The organism is Spiroplasma poulsonii, from assembly GCF_009866525.1.
Classification (GTDB): Bacteria; Bacillota_I; Bacilli_A; order Mycoplasmatales; family Mycoplasmataceae; genus Spiroplasma; species Spiroplasma poulsonii.
In genome coordinates, this window is the sequence record NZ_CM020866.1 from 1444739 (window position 1) to 1469411 (window position 24673).

At 26.0% G+C, this 24673-nt stretch carries 23 protein-coding genes; 12 read left to right on the plus strand and 11 right to left on the minus strand.

Translation table 4 applies throughout. The annotated features are described in order from the left end of the window. Positions 1-12 precede the first annotated feature (12 nt). The 6 genes from pta to MSROBK_RS08195 form a co-directional block, all read right to left on the minus strand. Positions 13-981, minus strand: coding sequence for a phosphate acetyltransferase (pta, locus tag MSROBK_RS08170; protein WP_040093906.1), 969 nt, complete (start codon positions 979-981; stop codon positions 13-15). Between the two features lie 129 nt (positions 982-1110). Next, positions 1111-1764: a copper homeostasis protein CutC gene (locus MSROBK_RS08175; RefSeq protein ID WP_040093908.1), complete on the minus strand. Its 654-nt coding sequence runs from the start codon at positions 1762-1764 to the stop codon at positions 1111-1113. Next, positions 1765-4806 (minus strand): DNA polymerase III subunit alpha, encoded by a 3042-nt coding sequence (locus MSROBK_RS08180; RefSeq protein ID WP_227991207.1) that lies wholly within the window; start codon positions 4804-4806, stop codon positions 1765-1767. It abuts the gene before it with no gap. Positions 4807-4876: 70 nt separating this feature from the next. After that, positions 4877-5224 (minus strand): hypothetical protein, encoded by a 348-nt coding sequence (locus MSROBK_RS08185; protein ID WP_040093912.1) that lies wholly within the window; start codon positions 5222-5224, stop codon positions 4877-4879. Beyond that, positions 5211-6407 carry a tRNA uracil 4-sulfurtransferase ThiI gene (gene thiI / locus MSROBK_RS08190; protein WP_040094056.1) on the minus strand — a complete coding sequence of 399 codons (1197 nt, stop codon included), beginning with the start codon at positions 6405-6407 and terminating at the stop codon, positions 5211-5213. The genes MSROBK_RS08185 and thiI overlap by 14 nt, the downstream gene beginning before the upstream one ends. 15 nt (positions 6408-6422) lie before the next feature. Beyond that, complete coding sequence (locus tag MSROBK_RS08195; RefSeq protein ID WP_040093913.1) at positions 6423-8153, minus strand: septation ring formation regulator EzrA; 1731 nt, start codon at positions 8151-8153, stop codon at positions 6423-6425. A 289-nt stretch (positions 8154-8442) separates the two neighbouring features. On the opposite strand from MSROBK_RS08195, the gene rpsD reads away from it, so the two are divergent. Continuing rightward, complete coding sequence (gene rpsD, locus MSROBK_RS08200; protein WP_040093914.1) at positions 8443-9057, plus strand: 30S ribosomal protein S4; 615 nt, start codon at positions 8443-8445, stop codon at positions 9055-9057. Positions 9058-9417: 360 nt separating this feature from the next. Here rpsD and MSROBK_RS08205 read toward each other — a convergent pair whose 3' ends face one another. Further along, positions 9418-10395, minus strand: coding sequence for an IS30 family transposase (locus MSROBK_RS08205; RefSeq protein WP_040093915.1), 978 nt, complete (start codon positions 10393-10395; stop codon positions 9418-9420). Positions 10396-10723: 328 nt separating this feature from the next. Here MSROBK_RS08205 and MSROBK_RS08210 point away from each other — a divergent pair, with 328 nt between their 5' ends. The 6 genes from MSROBK_RS08210 to MSROBK_RS08235 all read left to right on the plus strand — a co-directional run bounded on the left by MSROBK_RS08210 (position 10724) and on the right by MSROBK_RS08235 (position 15847). Then, the gene (locus MSROBK_RS08210; protein WP_040093917.1) at positions 10724-11122 is read left to right on the plus strand and encodes a hypothetical protein; all 399 of its coding nucleotides are present in this window, start codon (positions 10724-10726) and stop codon (positions 11120-11122) included. After that, the gene (locus MSROBK_RS08215) at positions 11115-12575 is read left to right on the plus strand and encodes a PBSX family phage terminase large subunit (RefSeq protein WP_040093919.1); all 1461 of its coding nucleotides are present in this window, start codon (positions 11115-11117) and stop codon (positions 12573-12575) included. The genes MSROBK_RS08210 and MSROBK_RS08215 overlap by 8 nt, the downstream gene beginning before the upstream one ends. Further along, complete coding sequence (locus tag MSROBK_RS08220; RefSeq protein WP_040093922.1) at positions 12575-12853, plus strand: hypothetical protein; 279 nt, start codon at positions 12575-12577, stop codon at positions 12851-12853. Before MSROBK_RS08215 ends, MSROBK_RS08220 begins: the two co-directional genes overlap by 1 nt. Next, positions 12846-14237: a hypothetical protein gene (locus MSROBK_RS08225; protein WP_040093925.1), complete on the plus strand. Its 1392-nt coding sequence runs from the start codon at positions 12846-12848 to the stop codon at positions 14235-14237. The genes MSROBK_RS08220 and MSROBK_RS08225 overlap by 8 nt, the downstream gene beginning before the upstream one ends. A gap of 3 nt (positions 14238-14240) precedes the next feature. Next, complete coding sequence (locus tag MSROBK_RS08230) at positions 14241-15173, plus strand: hypothetical protein (RefSeq protein WP_040093927.1); 933 nt, start codon at positions 14241-14243, stop codon at positions 15171-15173. Between the two features lie 74 nt (positions 15174-15247). Continuing rightward, complete coding sequence (locus MSROBK_RS08235; RefSeq protein WP_040093929.1) at positions 15248-15847, plus strand: hypothetical protein; 600 nt, start codon at positions 15248-15250, stop codon at positions 15845-15847. Positions 15848-15932: 85 nt separating this feature from the next. Here MSROBK_RS08235 and MSROBK_RS14075 read toward each other — a convergent pair whose 3' ends face one another. Continuing rightward, the gene (locus MSROBK_RS14075; RefSeq protein ID WP_242441474.1) at positions 15933-16331 is read right to left on the minus strand and encodes a transposase family protein; all 399 of its coding nucleotides are present in this window, start codon (positions 16329-16331) and stop codon (positions 15933-15935) included. After that, positions 16316-16768, minus strand: a complete 453-nt coding sequence (locus MSROBK_RS14080; protein WP_040092446.1) for an IS5 family transposase — start codon at positions 16766-16768, stop codon at positions 16316-16318. Before MSROBK_RS14080 ends, MSROBK_RS14075 begins: the two co-directional genes overlap by 16 nt. A gap of 107 nt (positions 16769-16875) precedes the next feature. On the opposite strand from MSROBK_RS14080, the gene MSROBK_RS08245 reads away from it, so the two are divergent. Beyond that, positions 16876-18549 carry a hypothetical protein gene (locus MSROBK_RS08245; RefSeq protein ID WP_159373256.1) on the plus strand — a complete coding sequence of 558 codons (1674 nt, stop codon included), beginning with the start codon at positions 16876-16878 and terminating at the stop codon, positions 18547-18549. 31 nt (positions 18550-18580) lie between these two features. Here MSROBK_RS08245 and MSROBK_RS08250 read toward each other — a convergent pair whose 3' ends face one another. Beyond that, positions 18581-19093, minus strand: a complete 513-nt coding sequence (locus MSROBK_RS08250) for a lipoprotein (RefSeq protein WP_040093934.1) — start codon at positions 19091-19093, stop codon at positions 18581-18583. A gap of 11 nt (positions 19094-19104) precedes the next feature. Continuing rightward, a complete protein-coding gene (locus MSROBK_RS08255; protein ID WP_040093936.1) occupies positions 19105-20595 on the minus strand; it encodes a ribosome-inactivating family protein in 1491 nt (496 codons plus the stop codon). Positions 20596-20936: 341 nt separating this feature from the next. On the opposite strand from MSROBK_RS08255, the gene MSROBK_RS08260 reads away from it, so the two are divergent. From MSROBK_RS08260 to MSROBK_RS08275, 4 genes are read left to right on the plus strand one after another with little or no spacing between them, the layout of a single operon-like run. Next, entirely contained in the window at positions 20937-21398 is a 462-nt protein-coding gene (locus MSROBK_RS08260; protein ID WP_105628999.1) for a hypothetical protein, read from the plus strand. 16 nt (positions 21399-21414) lie between these two features. Then, the gene (locus MSROBK_RS08265; protein WP_040093941.1) at positions 21415-22779 is read left to right on the plus strand and encodes a hypothetical protein; all 1365 of its coding nucleotides are present in this window, start codon (positions 21415-21417) and stop codon (positions 22777-22779) included. A 6-nt stretch (positions 22780-22785) separates the two neighbouring features. After that, a complete protein-coding gene (locus MSROBK_RS08270; RefSeq protein WP_040093943.1) occupies positions 22786-23703 on the plus strand; it encodes a hypothetical protein in 918 nt (305 codons plus the stop codon). Next, positions 23693-24661, plus strand: a complete 969-nt coding sequence (locus MSROBK_RS08275; RefSeq protein ID WP_105629000.1) for a hypothetical protein — start codon at positions 23693-23695, stop codon at positions 24659-24661. The genes MSROBK_RS08270 and MSROBK_RS08275 overlap by 11 nt, the downstream gene beginning before the upstream one ends. Positions 24662-24673: the final 12 nt, after the last annotated feature.

A 24673-nucleotide genomic window follows, 5' to 3' on the forward strand; every position in this document is an offset into this window, starting at 1 on the left:
AATTATTTTTTATTATTTATATACACATAAGTATGCCGTAACAAGAACGGTGTTATAAATATCATTAATTGTTGCTCCCCGCGATAAGTCATTAACAGGACGATCTAAGCCAATTACAATTGGACCAACCGCTTCAAATCCCCCTAAACGTTGAGCAATTTTATATCCAATATTTCCAGCATCTAAATTTGGAAAAACAAAAATATCGGCTGGGGCTGTTAAAGATGATGTTGGTGCTTTTTTGTTCCGAATTGTATCATCTCATGCCGCATCAAATTGAAATTCCCCATCAATTCGACAATCTTTCAATTCTTTTGCTTTTAAAATTTCATATGCTTCACGAACTTTATCAACAGAAGTTCCTCGTCCTGATCCTTTTGTTGAAAATGATAATAAGGCCATTTGTGGTTTTTTAAATTCAAAGACTTGACTTGCTTCATATCCTAAATAAGCAATATCCGCTAGTTCTTCCGCTGTTGGGTCAATGTTTAATGCACAGTCAGTAAAAATATAACGTTCATCATTACGAACCATTAAAAAGAATGATGAAACTAATTTAACCCCTGGTTTAGCTTTAATAATTCGTAACGCTGGACCAATAATATCTTTTGTATCATAAGTAATTCCCCCAACCATTCCATTAGCTAAACCTTTTTTAACTCATAAGACAGCCAAATAATTACATTCACCAACTAATCGTGTTGCTTCTGCAATTGAAACTTTTCCTTTTCGTAGGTCCACTAAATATTCAGCTAATTCTGCCATATTTTGTTCTTCAGCAATTAAAACTTCTGCTTGACAATCAGCAATTGTCGTTGGAACTTCAGCATAAGTTTTAAAAACAAGAACTGGAGTAATATTTGTTCCAATTAATTGTTTTGTAACTTCTTGAATTCGTTCTGAATTTCCTTCCGGAAAAATAATTTTAATTTTCTTTGAAAATTCATTAATTTTTTTAAGTGTATTTTCTAATACATTCATCTTTAACCCTCTTTCTCATTAAATCTTTACCAAATAATTATATTACTTTTTTTAATAATTTTAGAAAAAGTGTGCGATTAATTGGTAATTATAAAATAATTTTTGGTACTTTAATTAAATTTTTAACCCTTATTGTAATTGTTGTAATTTTGATAAATTAATCTTTGTTTCCCATGTTCCATCTTCGTGCACCGCACTGCCCAAATGAACAGCATCACAATATTGACTAATTGTTTCATAATTAGTTAAATTAATCCCACTGCCACCTTGAATTTGCACACCATAATTACGTAATGCTTGTAACATTGCCAAATTTTCCATAATTGGTGCCGCTCCTCCTTTGGTTAAAATTGTCTTAACCTCTAACTGTGCTAGTTGTTGAACTGCTGCTATTTTATCAGGAATTAAATCAAATGCGCGATGAAAAGTAACTGCTAATTGATATGCTAAGGTAACTAATTCTTGCATTCGAACAAGATCAATTTGATAATCGGGTTTTAAAATACCAACAACAATCCCTTCCGCTTTAGTTGTCTTAATATAGGCAATATCCTTTTTAATTTGTTGATATTCATCATCAGGACAATAAAAATCTGTATCACGATGACGGACAATAACACGAATTGGTATTTTAATTCCGGCAGCGCTTTCTTTAATAACATCATATGGTGGGGTTAAACCACCACGGTTTAAATCAGCACACAATTCAATCCGGCTAATATTTCCTGCTTGCGCAATAATTTGACAATCATGATAATTTGTTGCAATAATTTCAATAAACATTTATTCTTGCTCCCCACTAATAAATTTAATGCGATTAATAATTCCATTAATCTTATTATTATATGTTCCTAATTTAATATTTAATAACAAAACATTATTTACCTTTAACAAATTAGCATAATCTTTATAAATCCCAGCAAAAGCAGTAATACTAATTTCTCCAGTTTCATCGTAGCAATCTAAAAAAGCCATCTTATTATTATTTTTATCAGTAATTACTTTACTTCGTTTTACTAATACTAAAACATTTGTTGACCCCAAACTTAATCGTAAATTACTAATTAGGGTTGTTTTATCTTGATAATCTTCTTTTTCACGAATATACTTTAGCGGATGGTTTGATAAGTAAAACCCTAAAAACTCATATTCTTTTTCCAAACAAATAACCTCATCATCTGGTTCCATTACTAACTCTGGTTTTTCAGCTAGAGAAAAATCAACAACTAAGTTTTCATTTTCTTCTTGGGTTTTAATTAATTCAATATAGGTAATAATTCGTTGATAATTATTAAATAAAGTAACACGATTCATTTTAAATAAATCTAATGCTCCTGAAAAACATAATGCTTCATAAGTTTTTCGATTTAACCCTTTTTTATATAAACGAATAAATAAGTCATATAAATCACCAAAAGTACCATTACTTTGATATTCACTAGCAATTTTTTTAAAGAAAGCAAAACCAATTTGTTTAATGATTAATAAAGGAACACAAATTTGATTGTCAACCGTATGATATTGGCGATACGGAGCATTAATATTGGGTGGAACAATTGTTAAATGATTCTTTTTTGCTAAGGCAATATAATCATTTGTTTTATGTTCATCACCAATCACATTCGTTAATAAACTAGCTAAAAACTGTGAAGGGTAATTTGCTTTTAAATATGCCATTTGATAACCTAATAGCGAATAAGCAACAGCATGGCTCCGGTTAAAACCATAGGCGGCAAATTTATAAATTAATTCTCAAATTTCTTGAGCAGTTTTTTCAACATAATGATTTTTAATTGCTTCTTTAATAAATTCAGTTTTCATTTGGGCCATAATACTAGCATCCTTTTTCCCCATTGCCCGGCGTAAAACATCAGCTTTGGCTAATGAGAAATTAGCAACTTTTTGGGCAATTAACATAACTTGTTCTTGATAAACAATAATGCCATATGTTGGTGCTAAAATTTCAGTTAAGCGATCATCAATATAGGTAACTTTTGTTAAATTTTTTTTTCGTTGAATAAACAATGGAATATTATCTTGTGGTCCTGGTCGATATAATGACGAAGTTGCTACAATGTCTTCTAACTGATCAGGAACCATATCAACTAACACTTTCGTCATTCCAGGTGATTCTAACTGAAAAATCCCTTTTGTATCACCTTGAGCTAACAAATGATAAGTTTTTTGATCATTTAATGGCAATTTATTAACATCTAATTTTACTTTTGCTTCTTGATAAATATTATCAACAACATCATGTAAAATTGTTAAATTTCGTAATCCTAATAAATCCATTTTCAAAATTCCAAGTTCTTCTAAATAATTCATTGAATATTGCGTTTGATAAATGCCATTATAACCTTCTTTAACTGGAATAATTTCTTGTAACCGTTGCTGTGTTAACACAACTCCCGCGGCGTGGGTTCCTGTTTGACGTGGCAAACCAATAATTTTTTGTAAATGTAAAAATACTTGGGGATATTTTTTTTGATAAATTTCAAAAACAGGATTAGAACCAATTGCTTGCTCATAATGATAATTATATTCCAAGGGAACTGCCTTACTCATTTTATCAGCCTCTTCAATTGCAATGTCAAAAATTCGACAAATATCACGAATTGCCATTTTCATCCCAATCGTTTGAAAAGTAACAATATGTGCGACATGGTCTCTCCCATACTTTTCAAACAAATATTCAACAATCATTTCCCGTTTATCATCTTGAAAGTCAATATCAATATCAGGCAAACTTTTTCGTTCCGGATTTAAAAAACGTTCAAAAAGAAGATTATAAGCAATCGGATCAATTGTTGTAATGTCTAACAAATAACTGACTAAACTTCCAGCAGCACTTCCACGCCCCGGACCAACAAAAACATTTTGTTGTTTAGCATAACGAACATAATCTCAAACAATTAAAAAATAATCATTAAAACCCATTTTATCAATAACATCTAATTCATAACTTAACCGTGCTTCATATTTGCCATGAAAACCATTTAACTTTTTTGCTTTTAACGTTGTTTGACAAATTTCTGCTAAAAATTGTTGTGATGTTTCACCATTTGGAAGTGGATATTGTAACAAATTATCAAAAATAGTCCCTTTGTTTAATGGAAAAATTTCAATATCAGTAATAAACTGCTTAATGTTTTCAAAGTATTCTTCATAACGACTCGGTGGTGCAACTCAACCATATAAATCATTTAATTTACTTTCCTTAAATAAAGTTTGTGTTTTAATCGTATCAACAACTTTATAAGCGGTAAAATCATCACTGGTAAAATATTGCACTTTGTTATTCCAAATAATCTGTTTTGCTGCTCCTAAACTAAGAAAGCGATCTAATAGCACGGCATTCCCATTATTCACGCCTAAAAATAAATCATTTATCTTAACTAAATTATTTTTTAACGTTTGAAATACTTTTGGTTGATAATTATCAACAGTATAATTAATAATAATTTTTAAATCAGTTGTTAAAAACTTACTAAGGTCGTCAAAAGTTAATGTTGTTTTATGTTCAGCATTAATCATTATTAATGATGAAATTTCAACTAAATTAAAATATCCTTTTTGGTTACGGGCAAATAAATTTAGATTATATGATTCATCATCAAACAACATCGTAACATTTAACCCAATAATTGGTTTAATATTGTTTTTTTTAGCAAGCTGATGAAACTCATAAACACCAAACATATTACTATCACAAATTGCTAAAGTTGAAAATCCATTCATTGTTGCATAATTAAAATATTTATCAAATGTAATTAAAGATGATAATAAACTGTAACTTGTTCGAACATTTAAGTGGGGAATCATCATACTTGTTACCTCTTTCTACTTTCATTTTAACGAAAAAGAAAATAAAAACCACAATTGTGGCCTAATTTTATAGTTTAATGACAATAATAATAATCATTACAACAATTAAAATTGCTAAAATTCCAAAAACTAAAAAACGCCATAAACGGGGGTTTTTCTTTGGTGTCATTTCTTGTAATAATACTTTTTCTAAATCAATAGCATTTTCATTATAAAAATTATTTTTCTCTTTGTTCATATTTACAACTTTAATATCATCATCTTTAAAATCACGAATGATTAAAAATTCTTCATCAATTAAAATTGTTTCTTCTAAAAAATTAGTTCGTGAACGTTCTGTTGATCGTAATGCTCGTTCATTAACTAGTGTTTTTGATGTTTCTTTCTTTTTTTGAAAAAGATTAGCTTTCTTCATAGATCTCATCCCTGTCAATTACATATGTCTTTATATTCTTATTAATTATAACATCAATTATTTCTTGTCACATTAAATTTTGTTCTTGGAATTCCGTTTGTTTTATGCGTGGTTTTGTCACTGGATTTTTTGGAACAAAAAGACTGCAACAATCTTCAAACGGTAAAATTGATGTTTGATAAGTATCAATTTCTTTTGCAATTGCAATGATTTCATTTTTATCAAAACATAATACTGGACGTAACACTGGTAATGTTGAAACGTTATTAATAACATTGATACTTTCAATTGTTTGTGATGCAACTTGCCCCAATGATTCACCAGTAATAATTGCCTGACAATTTCATTTTGTAGCTAAAATGTTTGCAATTCGATAAAACATCCGGCGCATAATCGTAATTCGATAACTTGCATCAGGAATATGCATTAGTTCATGTTGCAACATTGAAAAATTAACAACATGCAATTTTTGTTGATTTTGACCAGTATAATAATGTAATTTTTGCACTAAAGTTTTAACTTTTTCTAAGGATTCTTCACTTGTGTGGGGTGGTGTTGCAAAATGTAAATATTCAACATTCATTCCCCGTTTCATTGTTAAAAAAGCAGCAACCGGGGAATCAATTCCCCCCGATAACATTACTAATCCTCGCCCAGAGATTCCAACTGGTAAACCACCAATGGTTTTAATTTTGTTAATGAAAACATAGGTAAATTCACGACGAATTTCAACATCAATTTGCAAAGTTGGATGATGAACGTCAACTTTAACATCTGTTTGTTGCAAAATTTTTGGTGCTAATTGTTGCTTAATTTCCGTTGAAGTTAATGGAAATGTTTTATCGCTCCGACGAACTTCTAACTTAAAAGTATCTGGTTGATAATATTGAACTAATGTAATTGCACAATTAGCAATTGTTGTTAAATCCCGATCAACACGTTTTGCCAATGAAAGTGATGATGAACCAAAAACATTTTTAACAATATTAATAACTGCTTCACTAACGGTTGGATCTAATAATTCAATAAATAACCGATCAAATTCTTTCTTTAAGCGATATTGTTTTTCATATCCTTGTAACTTATTTTTAATATTATTGACTAACACCCTAGTAAAATCATTCCGATTTTTCCCTTTTGTTGTCAACTCTCCATAACGAACTAATATTACATCAAAATTCATTTTATACTCCATTTTTTATTTCTTTTTTCCTCGTTCTTCATTAATAATTTTTAATGTTAAAAACAATGATCCATCATAATCCCCATCACGATATGCAATTTGGGCATTTCGTAACTGATCATCAACATCATCATTTGTTAAAATATATTTTTGGGCATAAACTAATGTTTCTTGCGCTAATAAATCTAATAAAATATTATTTTTAATTTTTTCAAATAATTTTAACACTTCTATTTTTAGGCGATTTAGTTTTCCTGTTACCTCATCAACTTCATAACGATTATTAACATCAAACGAGAGTTGTTTAACCTTTTCAAGGGCTGTTCGATAATCATTAATTGATTTTTCATATTTTGTTAATAATTTTCGATATTGTAATTGATTTAATCGGACTTCAGCTTGTAATAAAACAACTTCCAATAAATGAATTGTTTTTCGAATTTCAGTTTCCGCAAAATTACGCTTTTCAATAATCTTCACAACATTTTCTAAGGCTTCTTGAGCAACAACCGCATTTTCTAATAAACGAACTAGTTCTTTATTAAAACCAATATAATCACGGCCATTACGATTTATTTCTAATACTAAACGATTTGTATCATGCTTTAATTCTTTTGTTTTACCCATTGCTTCACGATAAACACCTTCTTCATATTCGGTTAAGGTTGATGAACTACGTAAGGCTTCAATTTGTCGTGAAATGACATTAAAACTACGTTCAATTTTATTAATATATTCCATCACAACTTTATAATATTTTTTAAAACATGCAATGATTGCTTTTTGATGCTCAATTGTTTGATCAAAATCACTAATATGATTAATAATTTCAATTGTTTTTTTCGTTGCTTTTTTATATTGTAAATTATCTATATACTTTGAAATTAAAATTTTTGTTTCATCAATATTTTTTGTTAATTCATCAAAACTATATTTTAAGACATCACGACTATTTTCATCCTTATTAAATAAAACATATTTATCTTTTAACAAAGATAATTTGTTTGGAACTACTTTTGTTAATAATGTTTTAATTTGTGGAATATTATCTAAAATTTCAACAAAGATTATTAATGAAGTAGTAATGTTTGATAAAATTTGTTCTGTCTTTGCAAAATTACCAGCTGTTAAATAATCTTCAAACTCATCAAACATTCCTTCAATATTTCGTTCAAAATCATTAATTTTTTTCGTATCTAACGAAACATTCATTTGCAGTTTAACGGCATCTTCTAATAATGAATTAAACATTTTTTTATGCGCTAAAATATAATCGCGTTGTAATAATTCAATCTGTAATTGACTATTAATTTCATCTAATAAACGACGAGCTTCTTCTTCCAGTAATGTTAATTCTTTTAATAATGGAATAATTTTTTGAGCAGATAACTTGGGCATCTTTTTTGGCGTTGTCTTATTAATTTGATATAGTTTGCGAAATACTTCTAAACAACTTATTAACTTTTTTTCATAAATAATTTCATATTTTGTTCGTCAAACCACGAGATCTTTAGCATAACGATTATTATGACGAGCAATTTCTGAAATTCGAAAAACTTTATGTTTTAATGGTAATCGTTTTAAAATATCAAACTTTTGTAAAATTTTAATTTCAACTGTTTTTAAATGCCGTTTTCTGCCCCAAAATAAAAGTGTAATACTTAATAATAACAAGCAAACAAAAAATAAAATAAATAATGTTAATTTAAGTGGATTACTAATAATATTATTAATAACATTACCCATTTTATCTTGCCCCCATCAAACTACATATCAATTGAATTATAGCACTTGCCAAAAATATTACATTAAAAATTAAAAAAATATTGAATTATCCTGTATTTTATTATACAATAACTCCTAGACAACACAGAGAAGCAGCAGAATTGCATAGTAATGTTCTTAGTTTTTAAACACTTATGATTTAACCATTAAAAGTAACCCTAGCTGTTAGGGTGAAGCAAAAAATTTCCATTATTAGAGTAATTCAATGAATCTTTTTGTATGTCACAATGATATATAGGAGGTTTTTTTAATGGCACGTTATCGTGGAAGTACATTTAAAAAAGCAAGACGATACGGATTTAGTATCTTAGAAAATGACAAAGAATTTTCAAAAGGGAAAAAAAGAACAACAGCCCCAGGTCAACATGGGCAACGCCGAACAAAATTGTCAAACTACGGATTACAATTACATGAAAAACAAAAAGTTCGTTACATGTATGGTTTAACAGAACGTCAATTCCGTAATACTTACAGTAAATCAAAAAAAATGAAAGGAATTACCGGAACTAACTTCTTAATTATGTTAGAATCACGTTTAGATAACATTGTTCACCGGATGGGATTAGCACAAACAAGAGCTGGAGCTCGTCAATTAGTAAACCATGCACATATTTTAGTAAATGGAAAAAAAGTTGATATTCCATCATATAGTTGTAAACCAGGTGATGTTATTAGCGTTAAAGAAAGTTCACAAAAAAATGTTAAAATCTTAGAAAGTTTACAAAGTCAAGTTAGCACGTTAGAATTTGTAAAATTTGATAAAGCTAAGATGACTGGAACATATGTTCGTTTCCCTGTTCGTGAAGAACTAAATAGTAATATTAATGATGCTTTAATCGTTGAATGATACAACCGTTTAGTATAAAAAAACATCTCAGAAGAGATGTTTTTTTATACTAAAATAATTAAATTAAGCAATATCGATATTAAATATTAATGCTTCCTGTTTCTTAATTGTATCAACAATCGCTGGGTTAAATTTTGATTTTATTTCAAATTCTATATCTGTTACTTTACAACGTATATTTATTGCTTGTTCTAAATCATTAAAATTAGTAATTTTTTTTCATTTGTAAATTGTAAATGCAAGTGCGCTTTTCCAAAAGCTCTTATTGATTAGATAATAACACCATTAAAAAATAATGCAACTCTTTTTGTGTTATTTTTTTAATTTGTTCTTATTTTAGCACAACGAAAAATAATTTATTAAGTTTTTCAAATAAATTTACTTAGTAACTAATGCTAAAAAATTAAATGCTTTTTTAGAAGATATTCAGTTCAATGAGGGTCGTAGTTTTTCATTAATTGTTTTCATAATTCAATTTAACTTTTTAGTATCAACTAAATTAAAATCAGTTCCTGGTGGTAACCAATGTCTAATATCACGATTCATTCTTTCAACTTTTGGTTTTTGAGTTGGAGTTCCAGGATCGCAAAAGTATACATTCGCATTAGTAATTTTTTCAATTTCTTTTCATTTACTAAATTCTTTACCTTGATCAGTTATAATACCTTTAATACATTTTTTAAATAATCTATTCTTAAAGATACTTCTAATAGTTTTAACAACTTCTTCTGCAGTTTGTTCTTTTAATTTTTCAGCAATAGTAAAATTTGTTAATTCTTCTGTAAAAGTAAGAACAACTGATTTATGATCAGCACCAACAATACAATCCATTTGAAATCAACCAAATTCATATCTATCATGCTTTGATTCTTCAATAGTTCTGTAATTTGATAATTTACCACGATTATCAGTACTATTTTTCGTTTTTCGTTTCTTTCCTTTAAAATAAAGATATTTTTTATCCATATTAAATAATCCTAAATAAATATATTTATAAAGTGTTTTAAAACACATCGGAAACTTTTCATTAAATTCTTGTTCATATAATTTGCAAATTGTTTCTGGAGTATTATGTAAAGTATTAAAATTTTTATTTAATCACTTAATCTGTTTAACTGTTAAAGTAATATGTTTTTTAGAATTTTTTCTATTTTTAAGATATTGTTTTTGTGATTTTAAAGGATCATATTCCTTAAACTTTTTAAGTTCACGCCGAATTGTTTCCTTATCTCTTCCCATAAAACGTGCTATCTTTGAATAATTAATCTTACCATTTTTCTTTTTATATAATTCTGATATAGATAAATCCTTTAATATAATTTTTTCATTAATACTTAAATGTTTAAATTTTCTCATATCCAAAAGCTCCCTTTCTGAAAATAGTTTTATCATAAAAAAATAAAATTTTAAAAATTTATTTGACATTTTTGTATAAAGTGTTATATTTAAGTTATATTTATAAAAGTTTAATAGATTTTCCAAAGCTCTAAAAACTTGTTTATAAATTAAAAAATTAAGACTTGAAAAAGTCTTTTTTTGATATAAAATAAACATAATAAAAATAATATTAAGTTCTTTAATGCATTTTGATAGGTGTTTAGTTCTTTGTAAGTTTCTTTATTACTCTTTTATTTAATCATATTCATTAAATAATAGCAATTTTAATATGCAAAAAGGAGTAAAAATGAAAGAATTTAATCCAAAAACAGCAAGTTTACGCACATTTGAGCGTAAAATTGAGCAGTTTTGACGTGATAAATTGCCTAATATTCCCTATACTTTAAACGATTTAACCAATAAATTCAATCTTTCTAATAGATGAAGATATGAAAATTACAAGAGCGAAAAGATAGTTCCTTTACTTGAAAGACAAATTGATAAAATAGAAAGTGAACTTATTAAACAAATGGTTAAAACGCCAGAAGGTACTAGATTATATTGACAGCGTGCATTTAATCATAAGTATTCACTGCAAGAAAAACAGTTAGAACAAGAATTAAACTTAAATAATCAACAGCCAATAATTGTTAATTTACAAACTGATATTAGAGATATAAAAAAAGAAAGTGATAATAATGCTTAATCATTTTACTTATTTGTTAGAAACACCTTATTGGTTATTACAAAATAGTAGTATTGGTGATAAATATCCCTTTGCAAAGAAATATGAGTTAGTTAATGAAATTAATCAAATTGGAACACGATATAGTGGTAAAACTATTTCAAATATTAAAATGTTTGGTGAATTATTAAAAATTAGTTTATTAATTAAAGAACCAATTTGTATTATTGCTAGTATGTATTGAAGTAAAGATTTAAAAGATAGTGTATTTCAAAATATATGAAATATGTTAGATGAAAATAATATTTCTTATACTATTAATTTATCTAATTTTACTTTTACTTTATCAAATGGGAGCAAAATATATTGTAAAGGTTTACATTCACCAAGTCGAAAAGAAAAATTAAAAGCATTTGCTGATTTAAATAAATATAAATTAGTTATTGATTGAAGAGAAGAATGTGATCAATTTCAACAAAAAGATTTAAGTGATTTAGAGTTTGCTATTCGTGGTTATCAAAATAAAATAACAATTAATACCTGTAATCCTGAAAGCTTAAAAAGATATATTGTTGGTTATTGTAATGAATTATTACCTTTTAATGAAGAAATAATGCGTAGTAAATATGAACAAATTAATTATATTGAAAAATGAAATATGAAGATTATTATTCATTATTCTAGTTGAAGATTAAATTATGAATTACCACAAGATAAAGTTAATGAACAATTAAGATTAGAGCAGTTAGATATTGAAAGAGCAAGAGTTTGGAGTTGAGGTTTACCAGGCAATACTAGTGGTTCAATCTTTGCAAGATATATTGATATTATGCAAGCAACAGATATTATTCAACCAACGAAATTATTAGGTGGTGTTGACTTAGCAAATTCTACTAGTCCAAAAGGACATACAACCGCTGCTAGTTTTTGAATATATAATTTATTTGATAAAAAAGCATATAAAGTAGCAGAATATACACACTCAAATGCTACTCAACAATTTAAAGGACCATTAGAACAAGTTAAAGATATTTTAGAGTTTTACAACAATCAATTAAACCAATACTTTAATTTAATACAACAAGGAATATCAATTAATGTTGATGATAGTGCTTATGCAACATTAGAAAGTTTAAATAGAGAAAAATATAATTATACTTTTGGTCAATACATGAATTTTAAACCAGCACAAAAGCAGAAGTTTAAAATAAAACATCGTGTAGAAGCATTTACAATGTTAATAAATACTAATCAATTAAAATGATTATGAGAAAAATGTCCTGTAAGTAAAACCCAATATGAATTAATTCAATGAGAAGATAAACCAGATGCCAGAGAAGAACGAATGTTAGATTTATATGATGATACATTTGATAGTGATTTTTATGCTTTACACTTTGAATTAGTACCAATGGTTAAACATAATAGTTCAGCAGATTATAAATTATGACAACAAAGGGAGTGATTAACTTAATGAAAAAAGATATTTATGTAATACATGATGAGCGTGTAATAAATGCAAAAAGACCTTATATGTCTGTTTGTGGACAAGTTAAAAAAAGACTTTGTAAAGAATTAAAAAAAGATAATATCGCAATATGTAAATTAAATTTATATAACGAATATATTAAGAAATATCAAAAAGTTAAAGTATGTGTGCAAGTTTTATCAAATGAACCAAATTTATTAACAGTAAATATTATTAATTACGCACTTATTTTAAAATTAAAGGAGAAAAATAACAATGAATAATACTTTCCCTAGTTTACCAAACTTAAATGATATTAATAGTGTTTTAAAATTTTATAATTATGATTGAACTATTAATTTAGCCAATATTATTGCTCGTCATCAAATGAGATTAGTTAATGGTAAAGATATTTTATTTAAGTCTCATCGTAAAGACATTTTACAAAAATTAAATTGATGATATGAAACTTATAAAATAAAAGAAAAATTAGATAAAAATGAATTAACAGCAAGTTTAATGGGTAAAACTATCTTTGGTTTATTAGAAACATCAGATGGCAATATTGATTTATGAATTAACCCTTTTAACTTTACATCACGAGTAAGTAAAATAAATGAAATTGAACAAGGTGCTGATATTTGATTAAATTATCATCAATCAGATAGTGGATTTATATTAAATTTAATTTGTACCAAAGATAAAATAGTTATTAAAGGTTGACCTAAAAATAATGAAGTAGTTGTTGGACAAAGTAAAACCCAAATTAAAGATGATGTTAGACCTGTTTTAGTACAAGAATTTAAAAACAAATTAGGTATTGTGCCTTTTTGAGAAATGATTAATGAACCTAATCCATTATTTTTATCAACTTCAACAACATTAAACCCATGGCCTACTATGGCAAATTGTTATAAATTACAATTTGATTTAGAAGATAGTTTTAATATTAAATCAAAAGAAAGATGAGCAAATCGTACGCATTGATATGGGATATTAGATGATGATTTAATGACTGCTTATAACAAAGGTAATAAAAAAGTATTACAAGATGCTTTTGATGATATTTTTATTCAATCAGGACAATCAGCCGTAGATGGTCAATTATCCCAATCTTTACAAGTAGTACAAGGAAAACCAACATTAGAAACATATACCGAAGACCAAAAATCAATTATTGAACAAGTATATTTAGCATGTCATTTTTCTAGTCCTTTTGGTGATAAATCAGATAATGACCAAAATAAAACACAATCTTTATTAACTAAAACAAAAGACTTAGAAAAACAAGCATATTTACAAGCATATCGTAAGCAATACTATACTAAAATGTTTGATACTGTTTTAAAATATTATGGTTTATGAGATGGTGTTGGTGAAAGAGAATATGGTTTTGATTTTGTTAGTGCTAGTTTAGTTGACCAAATGCGACAAAATGAACTAATTACTGCTAGATTAGATAATGGCACAATGGAACCAATAAGGGCAATTACTGAATATGAAAATATTGATGAATTAGAAGCAGCAAAATATTTAGAAAAAATAGAAGCATGACAAAATAAAATGCAAGCAAAAGAAATCGAACATAATAATAAATTAATGGAATATGATGAAACCGGTAATAATCAAAATGCCTTACAAGGTAGAACAGAAATTAAGGAGAATTAACAAATGAGTAGAATTAACCCAGGGGTTATCGAAGAATTAAGAAGACAAGCCCACGATACTTTAATAGATATCAGAGAAAACATAAAAGATAATAGACATTGAATGGTATTTCCTTTTAATGTTTATAGTTCATATATTCCCGATACAGAAACGGGTTGAAAACCAAATAATGCCAAACCAAGTGATTATGGTAGTTATTCACGCATATTTGATAATATGGAAAGTACGATTGCACAATGACAAGGTAGTTTAAAAATAGTACAAAAATATAAAGGTGAAGAAATTAATATATTAACTATTGATGATTTTAATAAACAACCAGTTAACTCAACTATATGAGCCAATAATGAAACACCTTTTGCGATAAAATTAAAAGATGAAAATAATAATATTTATTGAAAATTAATTGATGGTGAAAATATTTATGATATTAATAGAATGCTAGAATACTTAAAACAATATAAATTAAGTTATTTTATTAATAATGATAATAAAGCTGATAACTTTTATACAAAAGAAGTTAAAGTTGGTAAATATTGAGATGCGTATATGATTGATGATAGAATTTCAATTCAATTTGGTGAAGCCAAATTTGAACAAGTATTTACTCAGCAATCAACAGAAAGACAATATACTTTATTAATTTTAGATGAAGATGTCAATAAATTAAATATTAATGATTATTATAATTTTTATACTGTATTTAATGACCATGGATTAAATATTGGTGGTGGTGATATTAATTCTGCACCACAAGATAGACAATGATTATATCCTTCAAATGTTATTAATTATTATTCACCTTATGATGGCAGTTTCTTATGACAAGAAATTACTTTTTCAAGTATTAATACAAAATTAGTAATAGTGGTTTATCAGTACGACAATTTATTCAAACATCAGCACCTGGTGAAGGTTATTGTTTTCCTAAAATAACTTATGATAAAAAATTAAATAAAGGTATTGTTGAATTAGATGAGGTTTTATTAAAAGACCCTGGTGTTAGAGCAATGGCAGTTAAATTTTATGGTAATCCTATCTTTTTTGATATGCCAGTAATTGGGCGACCAATTATTAAAGGTCAATTTAATAAAAAAGTAATGAATTCAAGAGACTTATTAATGTATAACATGTTTCCTGCTCCACCTGATAAAATAAATACTTATGCATCACCCGAAGTAAGTTGATATAACATTCAAGGTATTCAACCAACAATGATAACTGGTTATGAAGATTGAAAAAAAGATATGGAAAGTAGATATGATTTTTGAAAACAAAAAAATAGTGAGGGGATTTTAATAACTGATCCTGCAACGACATCAGCATCTAATTCTACGGTTGGTAGAAATATTCATAAAGAAGATAAGGATTCTAAATTTTATTGATCTAAAGATTGAAAAATAACACCACCAAATAAAATAAAAGTAAATAGTGGAAATGTTGATAATATTATTAGTACCCAAGCTTCATCATATTTTAGAAGAAAAGATGAATTTGGTAATACATTAGGTAGTGTTCAAATTGAATATAATAGACTTCTTGCATTACTTGTTAAAAAATTGCAAATATTTGTAAAAAAGATACTAATAGAAAAATATAATTTTAATTAATTATGTTTTTTATTTAAAAATTTAATATTTTTCCACAACGAAAAATTAATTTATTATTTAAATTATTTAATTTTAAATAAATATTTTATGTTAAATATAATAATTGTAAATTATAAATTGAGGCAATTAAATTAAATCTTAAACCAAATCTTTTTCTTCGATTACGATATTTTTCTGTAATAATTTTAAATTTTTTAAGAATAGCAAAAATATTTTCAATAATAATTCTCATTTTTGAAACTAGTCTATTATATTGCTTTTGTTCTTTGTTTAAAGGGTTTTTCTTTGTTTTCTTTGTAGGTATTAGAACATTATTGTGATTTTTTTGTATTCCTTGATAACCACTATCAACTATTAATTTGGTATTTTTTAAAATTGGGATTTTTGATTCTTTAAATAAAGCATAATCATGTTTTTTTCCGAGCGAAAAACTTGTTGCAATAATTTTTTTGGTTTCTTGTTCGATAATTACTTGTGTTTTGATCGTGTGTTTTTTCTTTTTACCAGAATAAGATTGTTTTTGTCTTTTTTTGGGCGTTGGATTGGAGTTTCGGTAGCATCAATAATAATAGTTTTATCATTAAAATAATCATTTATTAGTGCTTTTTTACCAGCAAGTTGTTGAAAATCAGAGTTTTTAATTAAAATATCTTCAATTCACTTAATATTACGATAACAATTAGCCTCACTAATATCAAAACTTTTACCAAGATGAAAATAAGTCTGATATTCTCGTCAATATAATAAAGTCATCAATAATCTATTTTCTAATGATAATTTATTAGTTTTACCACCTTTTTTAAATTTTTCTATTTCAGCAACTTTTAAAATATCTAACATTTTATTAAAAGTGGATTTTTTTATTCCTGTTAATCTTAACCATTCTCTATCATTAAGAGTATTAAATTTATTATTGTTCATATTTTTATGTCCTCATAAATTATATTTTATAATAATATTTTAATAAAAAAGGGTATCGCAAGAAGTCTAATAAAATGGGTGCCTGTAATATTTGAGATATTTTAAATATGAATAATTTTATTAATCGCCAAATTACTGTATTGCCTTTAAACTATACTCAAAAGTTAGTTTTTAATCCTTTTACGATACCAGGCGGAGTTGGTAAGTTCTTAAACTTTATTTCATTTGGTATTCCATGAGGTTGAGTAATTAACCAAGACGAAAAATCATGACCTAATTTTCAATGACTTAATGGTTTTATGAGTGCTAATATTTATAGTTTTTATAATGATGCCTTTTGGTCTGAAAAATCAAAAGGTAAGGGTTATTTACCATTTGAAATATTTAGAGAACAAGGGAACGACAAAGTTGGTGCTATATTTGGTGCAAATGCTAATAGTTTAGGTTTTACTACTTTATTAACTGATAAAGTACAAGGTATTGTTTTAACTAAGGATGGTAAACCAACAAAAGAATTAGTTTATTCAACTTATAATTTAAAACAATTAAATGAAAAAACTAACCGAGTTTATTTAATTAATGAAAAAACCAAATCAGTTGACGCTCAAACACCAGTTAGTGATAGTGAAAAAGATAATGATTGCGAATTCTTACAAACACCAGATGGAACAAATTGTAGTTATATTATTGATATGTTTTCAATTCAAGCATTATATAAAGGTAATTTTGAAATCATCTTTTATGCAGATAATCCATATACTAATAATGAAGAAGATTACTTAAAATTATCAGTATGGAGTTTTAGAGGTAAAACAAAAAGTACATTAAATAATTATTTACGCGATATGACAACTAATTATAAAACTAGTTTCTTACTCCCACATAACTATGAAATGCCAACCTTTAATTACCCACAATATGTATTGCCACCAGTACCATATAATTATCCAGAGTATACAAAAGGTATCTGAGATGCCAATACAGTCCAACCATTAAAAACTAAAATTACAGCACCAGCACAATGTACTAATACGCAATCTTTAATTTTTAGTGAACATTCTGGATTTGAGCCTATTAATTTATTTAATAATAATTATTATGAAGGTTATTATGAAATAGAAATTGATTTAAAACAAATTGACCCAACAATTCAAAGTATAAGTAAATTCCAAGATGCTTATAAAAATATTGAAATAAGTAATCTTGGTAATTTGCAAGTTGAATGTGGACCACCAGAAATAGAAAATTTTATTCCTAATAGAGATATTAATTTATCTGGTGGTCGTAATAATTGCGATTTTAATAGTGGGTTATTGTCTAATATAACTTTAAAAAAAGAAGGACTTTCACAAACTGACAATGTTAATTTTACAAATACTTTTATAATAGATACGAAAAAAATAACTAATGATATTCAAACATTTGCTACTGGTAAAACTAATGGTTTGCCAAATTATGGTGATTATCAAAATAATTATAATCGCGGAAATGTTGATTTAAAATTTTTACTTCAAATAACATCATTAGCAAATAAAGTTAATGATAAAATTAAAGAAATATATTTACAAGCATATTATACTAATGATTTAAAATTAAAAATTAGATTTTCAAAAATATTGTATATAGAATTATCAACATTTTATTGAAATAAAAAAACTATGAAAATTTATAAATATTTTGGTAATGATAAAAATATAACAGTAGATGTTTCTAATCCAAATGTTTTAGGTATTAGAAATAAAAGTACTGACCAAATTAAAATTACAATTAAACCAAAATAATAGAAAAAAGACATTATTAAATGTCTTTTTTCTATTCTCCGTTAACTTTTACATTACTGTTTTCATCAATAATTAAATTAGGTTCATTAGTATCTAAGTTTCAACGATAAACTGATTTAAAATATTGATTATCATTATGTCAAAATATTCATATTAAAGTACCTTTTTGAATAGCTAAATCAAATATACTATGCCAGTCTAAATCTTGAACTAGTGCAAGTTTATATTTATCATATTCATCTTTATTTTTTAATCTATCTTGCTGGTTATTTTTAAAGTTAATAATTTTTCAATTAGCATTTTTATCACCACGCCATACTACATAATATAACTTATCATCTTTTTCATTAAATGGTTTTTCCTGTGGTGCTATTCATTCTAAATTGTTTTTAATATTTTCATTTTTTGTCTTTATTTGGTTTTCTTTTTTTAATTTATCTAATTCTTCAGGTGTATATTCTTGTGGTGTATTACAAGCAACTAAACTTGTCGTACTTGTTCCAATTAAAGTGATTGTTCCTAAAAGGCTTAATATTTTTTTCATATCTTTAAATTTTAAGTTAGTTTAATACCGTTTCCAAGTCATATTCAACTAGCACCACCAGAAGAGGTGTCACCAGATCTAATTCATTTATATGAAATTATTTGAATATGTCATTTTTTTGTTGCTTGATTTCTATAAAATGTTATACCAACTTTTTGTGTGTGACACATTCATGCCCACCCATCCTTTTCACAAGAATCAGATAAAGAAACTTTTGCAATTTCTTTATATTTTTCTTCAGAATAATCTTTTATATTTAAATTAAAAGCATAATCTTTAAATTTATTTTTTAAATCAGTATCATTTATTTTTTTTCCATAATATGTATCATTACCTCAACTAACCTTAGTTAGTTTTTCACCAAAAAAATCAATTTCATTATAATTTAAAGGAGAAATTTCTCCAACTTCAACTTCAGAAAAATCATAAAATTCATCGCTTTTCTCCATTTTATATTCAGCATAGTGCTCTGAAATACCATGATCTGATCTAAAATATGCAATTTTTTCAGGTAAATTAAAACAATATTCATTGTTATTTAAATCTCTAGCGCTTCTTCTATTACAAGATTTAAAATCCTTTGATAATGTTTTAGAAAATATATTAACATTTTGAAGTTGATTAAATCCAATTAGTGTTCCTAGTTGAATTAAATAATTTAATGCTTCTTGTGAAATACGATCCCAATTTCTTAAAAAATTGTTAAAATATCAACCTCAATTACTAGTTGAAGTATCACTATTGTGATTAGAAATTATATTATTTCTTACTTCTCTAAATCTCATACTTTCTGCTGTTGCCAAAATAACACGAAGAAAAGATGATCGAAGTGTATTGCTATCAACAAAAGAAGGATTTTCTCCATAATTTGCTAATTGATGAAAAGCATCTATTATACCTGTTCATCTAATTGGTGCTCTTTCATCAGCTCGAAGTCCATTAGAACCAGTATAATTTGAACCAAATGACATTCTTTGTGAACTTGTGGTTCCTGAAACATTTGTTATTGTTGAATCATTAAAATAATAATAAACATTTAAAGTTTGATTATTAGATGTTGGATGACCAATAAATCCTTGCAAATAAAAATCACTACTTCTAAAAATTAAACTTATTCTTCTATCATTTTCTATGTTAATTGGCATAACAAAGTATTTATTGTCGTTATTATTGCTATTTATAAAATAAGTTTCATAATACCTTTCTGTGGTACCTATTGTTTCTGGATTAATTAATCTAATATTATCATTATTTTGAAGAAAATTAATAGCATTACATAAATCAGAAAAATAATCATTAATTTCATAAGAAACTTTAACATCAGGAGTTATGTTATTATTTTCTCTTTTATTTCTACTTAAATTTTCTAAATTATTTGTTTGTGAATAATTAATATCATTATTTAATTTTTCTTCTTTTTGATAAGGACTAGCGGCAATTGTTGTTGGTACAGCAGTTCCACTAATTGTCAATACACTTAATAAACTAAGTAATTTTTTCATACTTGTTTTTCTCCTTTTCTTAATCTTGAAACTTTTTATCAAGATCCATTGACATTATATATATATATATATATACATACAAGCAAAATTAGGAATTATTTACAAAATTTTATCTTGAAAAATGACTATTATGACGCGTTTTAAAGGTTAAATTAGCAATCAAGCATATTAAGTTTAGTATTTATTAATAAAAAGTATTGTATTAGTAAACTATTAGTATATAATTAAATTAATGGTTTATCCTTTTAACAAAAAAGTAATTTACGGTTTATGCTTTCCGCCTTAAAAATACTTATGCTGACTTGTTATTCGAACAAGAATAAAAAAAAGAGGTTTATAAAATGGCACTTACAAAAGAACAATTAATCGAACAAGGTTTAAGTGAAGAAATAGCAGATAATATATTAAATGAATTTCATAATGAAACAAAAAAAATTATTGAGGGAATACAAAAACGAAAAGATACTATTTCAAAAGAAGAGTATTTAAAAGTTGCTAATGAATTAGACGAATTAAAAGCATTTAAAGATGTTCCATCGACTAAAATTGAAGATATTAAAACTAATTTAAATAAAGTTAGTGGTAGTTCTTTAACTGAAAAAATGCAAACTTTAAAAGAATTAAAACCTGATTTGTTTGTTGAAGAACAACCCTCAGTTTCACCAACTAATTTTATTAAAGATATGATTGAAAAATCAACTGAAAATAAAAATAATGAAATTGAAATTATTAAAGAAAAAGGAGCATATACTCCAGAAGAAATTAAAAAATTAACTGATTATACGCTTAAAAACCTTAGATAATAAGGAGTGAAATATTATGGCAACAATTAATTTGCCACAAGTACCTTTTACATTACAAGGTAATACAACAGGTCAAAAAGCCTATGTTGATATGGTCAATGCTTTATTGCGCGGACCTTTATATAACGAATATGCAAGCATTATGCAATATGCTACTGCAACCGCGGAACAAGTTGCTTGATTACCTAATGCAGGACAAGCATTATATAATTTAACTCATCGTGTGGTATGACAAAATGATTATACTTTACCAAATGGTGGGACAACTCAAACTATGGGATTAACAAGAATTCCAGTACCTATTGATAAAAGATTTAATTTAAAATTAATGAATGAGGCTTTTGACTTAGCATTAATAGAACAAAATATTAAAAATGGTGTTATTGCTGATGCTATTTCTAGTGTTGTACAAAATAAATTTGTTAATTTAGAATGTGAATTAATTCAGGCTATTTATGATTATTGCTTAGCAGATGGTCAATATGAAGTAATTCCATTTCGTAGTTATACAGCCGAAAATGCTGATGATGCAAATAAAGCATTCTTTACATTAAATGAAACTTTGATTGAATTAACAAATCAAATTAGTAATTTATATTTTGGTTTACCAACCGATAAAATGTTTATGGTTTTAGGTAGAAGAGCCTATTTAGGATTAACACCAGCTTATTTAAAAGTAATTGGTTCACAAGCTCAATTAAAAGCAATGGTTAATGGTGAATTATATGAAAATACTGCAATGGGTATTCCTGTATCTAAAAGTTTTCATTTAGAAAAAACATATACAAAAGGACAAGTTAACCGTGATAAAGGTTATAATTTTACTAATGTAAATGGTTTAATTATTAATAAACAAGTATGAGCATATCCAATTAATATGGATACTATTCAACAAGTTTTAGATAATGATACTGCTAACCCTAAATGAATTGGTAAAGTGCAGTATGCAACACCAACTATTTTATATCCTAAAACATGTAAAATTATTTTAGAAAAAGCGCCAACCCAAGATGAAATTAATACTGCTAAAAGTAATCTTAATAAAACATTTAGAGTTCCTGTTGATTATGTAATTCCATCATCAAATAAAATTGATATTAATGGAATTAATAAATTAGATAAACCAACTATTCACGTTACAGACCCAACTCAAACAACAGCCGAACAATTAAAACCACAATTTAAAGCTGTCGTTTTAAAAGCAATTAAAGCCGTAGATAGTTCTTTAACTGAGAATGATTATGATTACTTTATTGAAGCTAAGGGTGAAGATTGACCAATAGATATTACAAATGATAAAACTGTTGAAGTTCAAATTGAGGGTAAAAACAAGGCCACTGGTCAAACAAATCCGATTGATGTTATAATTAAAAATTCTTAATAAACAATGAATTTACTAATATTACGCGTTTTAACTTTATTAACAGAAAATTTAGGTAATAAGTTAGTAATAAATAAATTTGTTAATTTAATTAATAAGGTTAATAAATTTGCTTCATATTATTCTAATCCCTTACAAAAAATTACAAATAAGATTGAAGATATTTATAAATGATTAGATCCATTTACTTATTTAGATTTAATTAAAAAAGGTCATAAAAAAGAAATACAACAAATATTAAGTCAATTAGAAAAAGATAATAATATTAAAAATAGAGAACAATTTAAAAATGAAAATTATCTAAATACTAATTGACAACCTTTAAATAGTAGTTGACTTGATAGTGGAATGTTTAATATTACAAATAAGTTAACTTTAACAGGTAATTTAACTATTTTAATATATACAAAAACAGCAAAACATCCAAAATTTTATGGACCCTATGTTTATCCTAGTGTTCCAGTTGAAATTTGAAAATTATTAAGTAATGCTGTATCTAATGCAGGAACTTTATTTTGACGTTATTGATTAAGAAAATGATTACCTAGTCATTTAAGAAATTATATTAAAAAACGATTACCAAAAGCATTAAAAGAAAAATATCCCAAAGGAACTACTAAATTAACATTACCAACAGTTCAAAAATTACAACAAATTAAAAAGTTTATTAATAATTTAAAGATTGGACATTTTAACTTTAATTTTGCTGGTGAAATTAATAATAAAAAATGATATCGAGAGCGAAAAAGTGATGTTAAAAATATTAAAAACTTATATAAAACACCAGTTAAAAATATGTTTTACAAAACCAATCAAACTATCAAAACAATTAAGAAAACAAAAACAAGAGTTAATAGTTATAAGCCAAATAATTTAAAAAATAAATATCGTAATCAATTAAGGGGTGTTTTATATGGAAAATAATTTAAGTAATTTGTTATTTATAACAGTTGAAGATGTTAAAGCAAGTAAACTTTGACAACCTACTAATGATAGAAAGAAATCTGCTTATAATGATAATTTAATTTATAATGCTATTTTAAAAACTAGTTTATGAATGGATAGATTATCAGGTGGGACAATTTCAGATAAAATAAATAAAAAAGATTTATTTCCATGAGTAAAAAAAGATAATACTGGTTTAATTGAATATGATAAATGATTAAGTTATATTCAATCTGCTTGTTTATTAGCAGTTATTAATTGATATTTACCCAAAGGAGTTAATGATTTAACTGGTAGTGCTTCATTTTCACAAGGTGGTGTAGCATATTCACAAACTAATGACCCTGAGGCAAATGAAAATATTACTCGTGATGTTAAAAATGCTTTAAAATTAGCAGGTGAAATAATTGATATTATATCTAGTAAAACAGTATCTAGACCTTATAATTATAGTTTAGATAATTATGCTCATCCATGAGAAGAAGAATATAAACATATTAGTAAAAAAACTTTTTATCCAACATTATTATTTTGATTAAAAGAGCGATTACAAACAGATAATTCAATAAATATTACTTATCCTATTATTAATGATTTTAGTAAAATTGATTATAACGAATATATTAAGATTAATATAAATGATTGAGAAGTTGTTGATACAAGTGATTTAGATAATACAAGGTATGATTATCAAATAAATAATTGAGATAAAGAAAATTATAAATATAATATTTGAATTAAAACAAGTAATCAAAATAATTATTATTTAGCAACATACAAAAATTTTATAGGAAAAATAACTATTGGGTCTGCTGAATTAGAAAGTCCTGTTTCTCATCGTGTAGAATTAGAAGATGACGGAATTATTGCTATATATACTGGTAGATTTGATGGAACAATTTCTTATTTACACATTGAAAGAAAAAAAGTAATTTAGAGGGGGCAATTA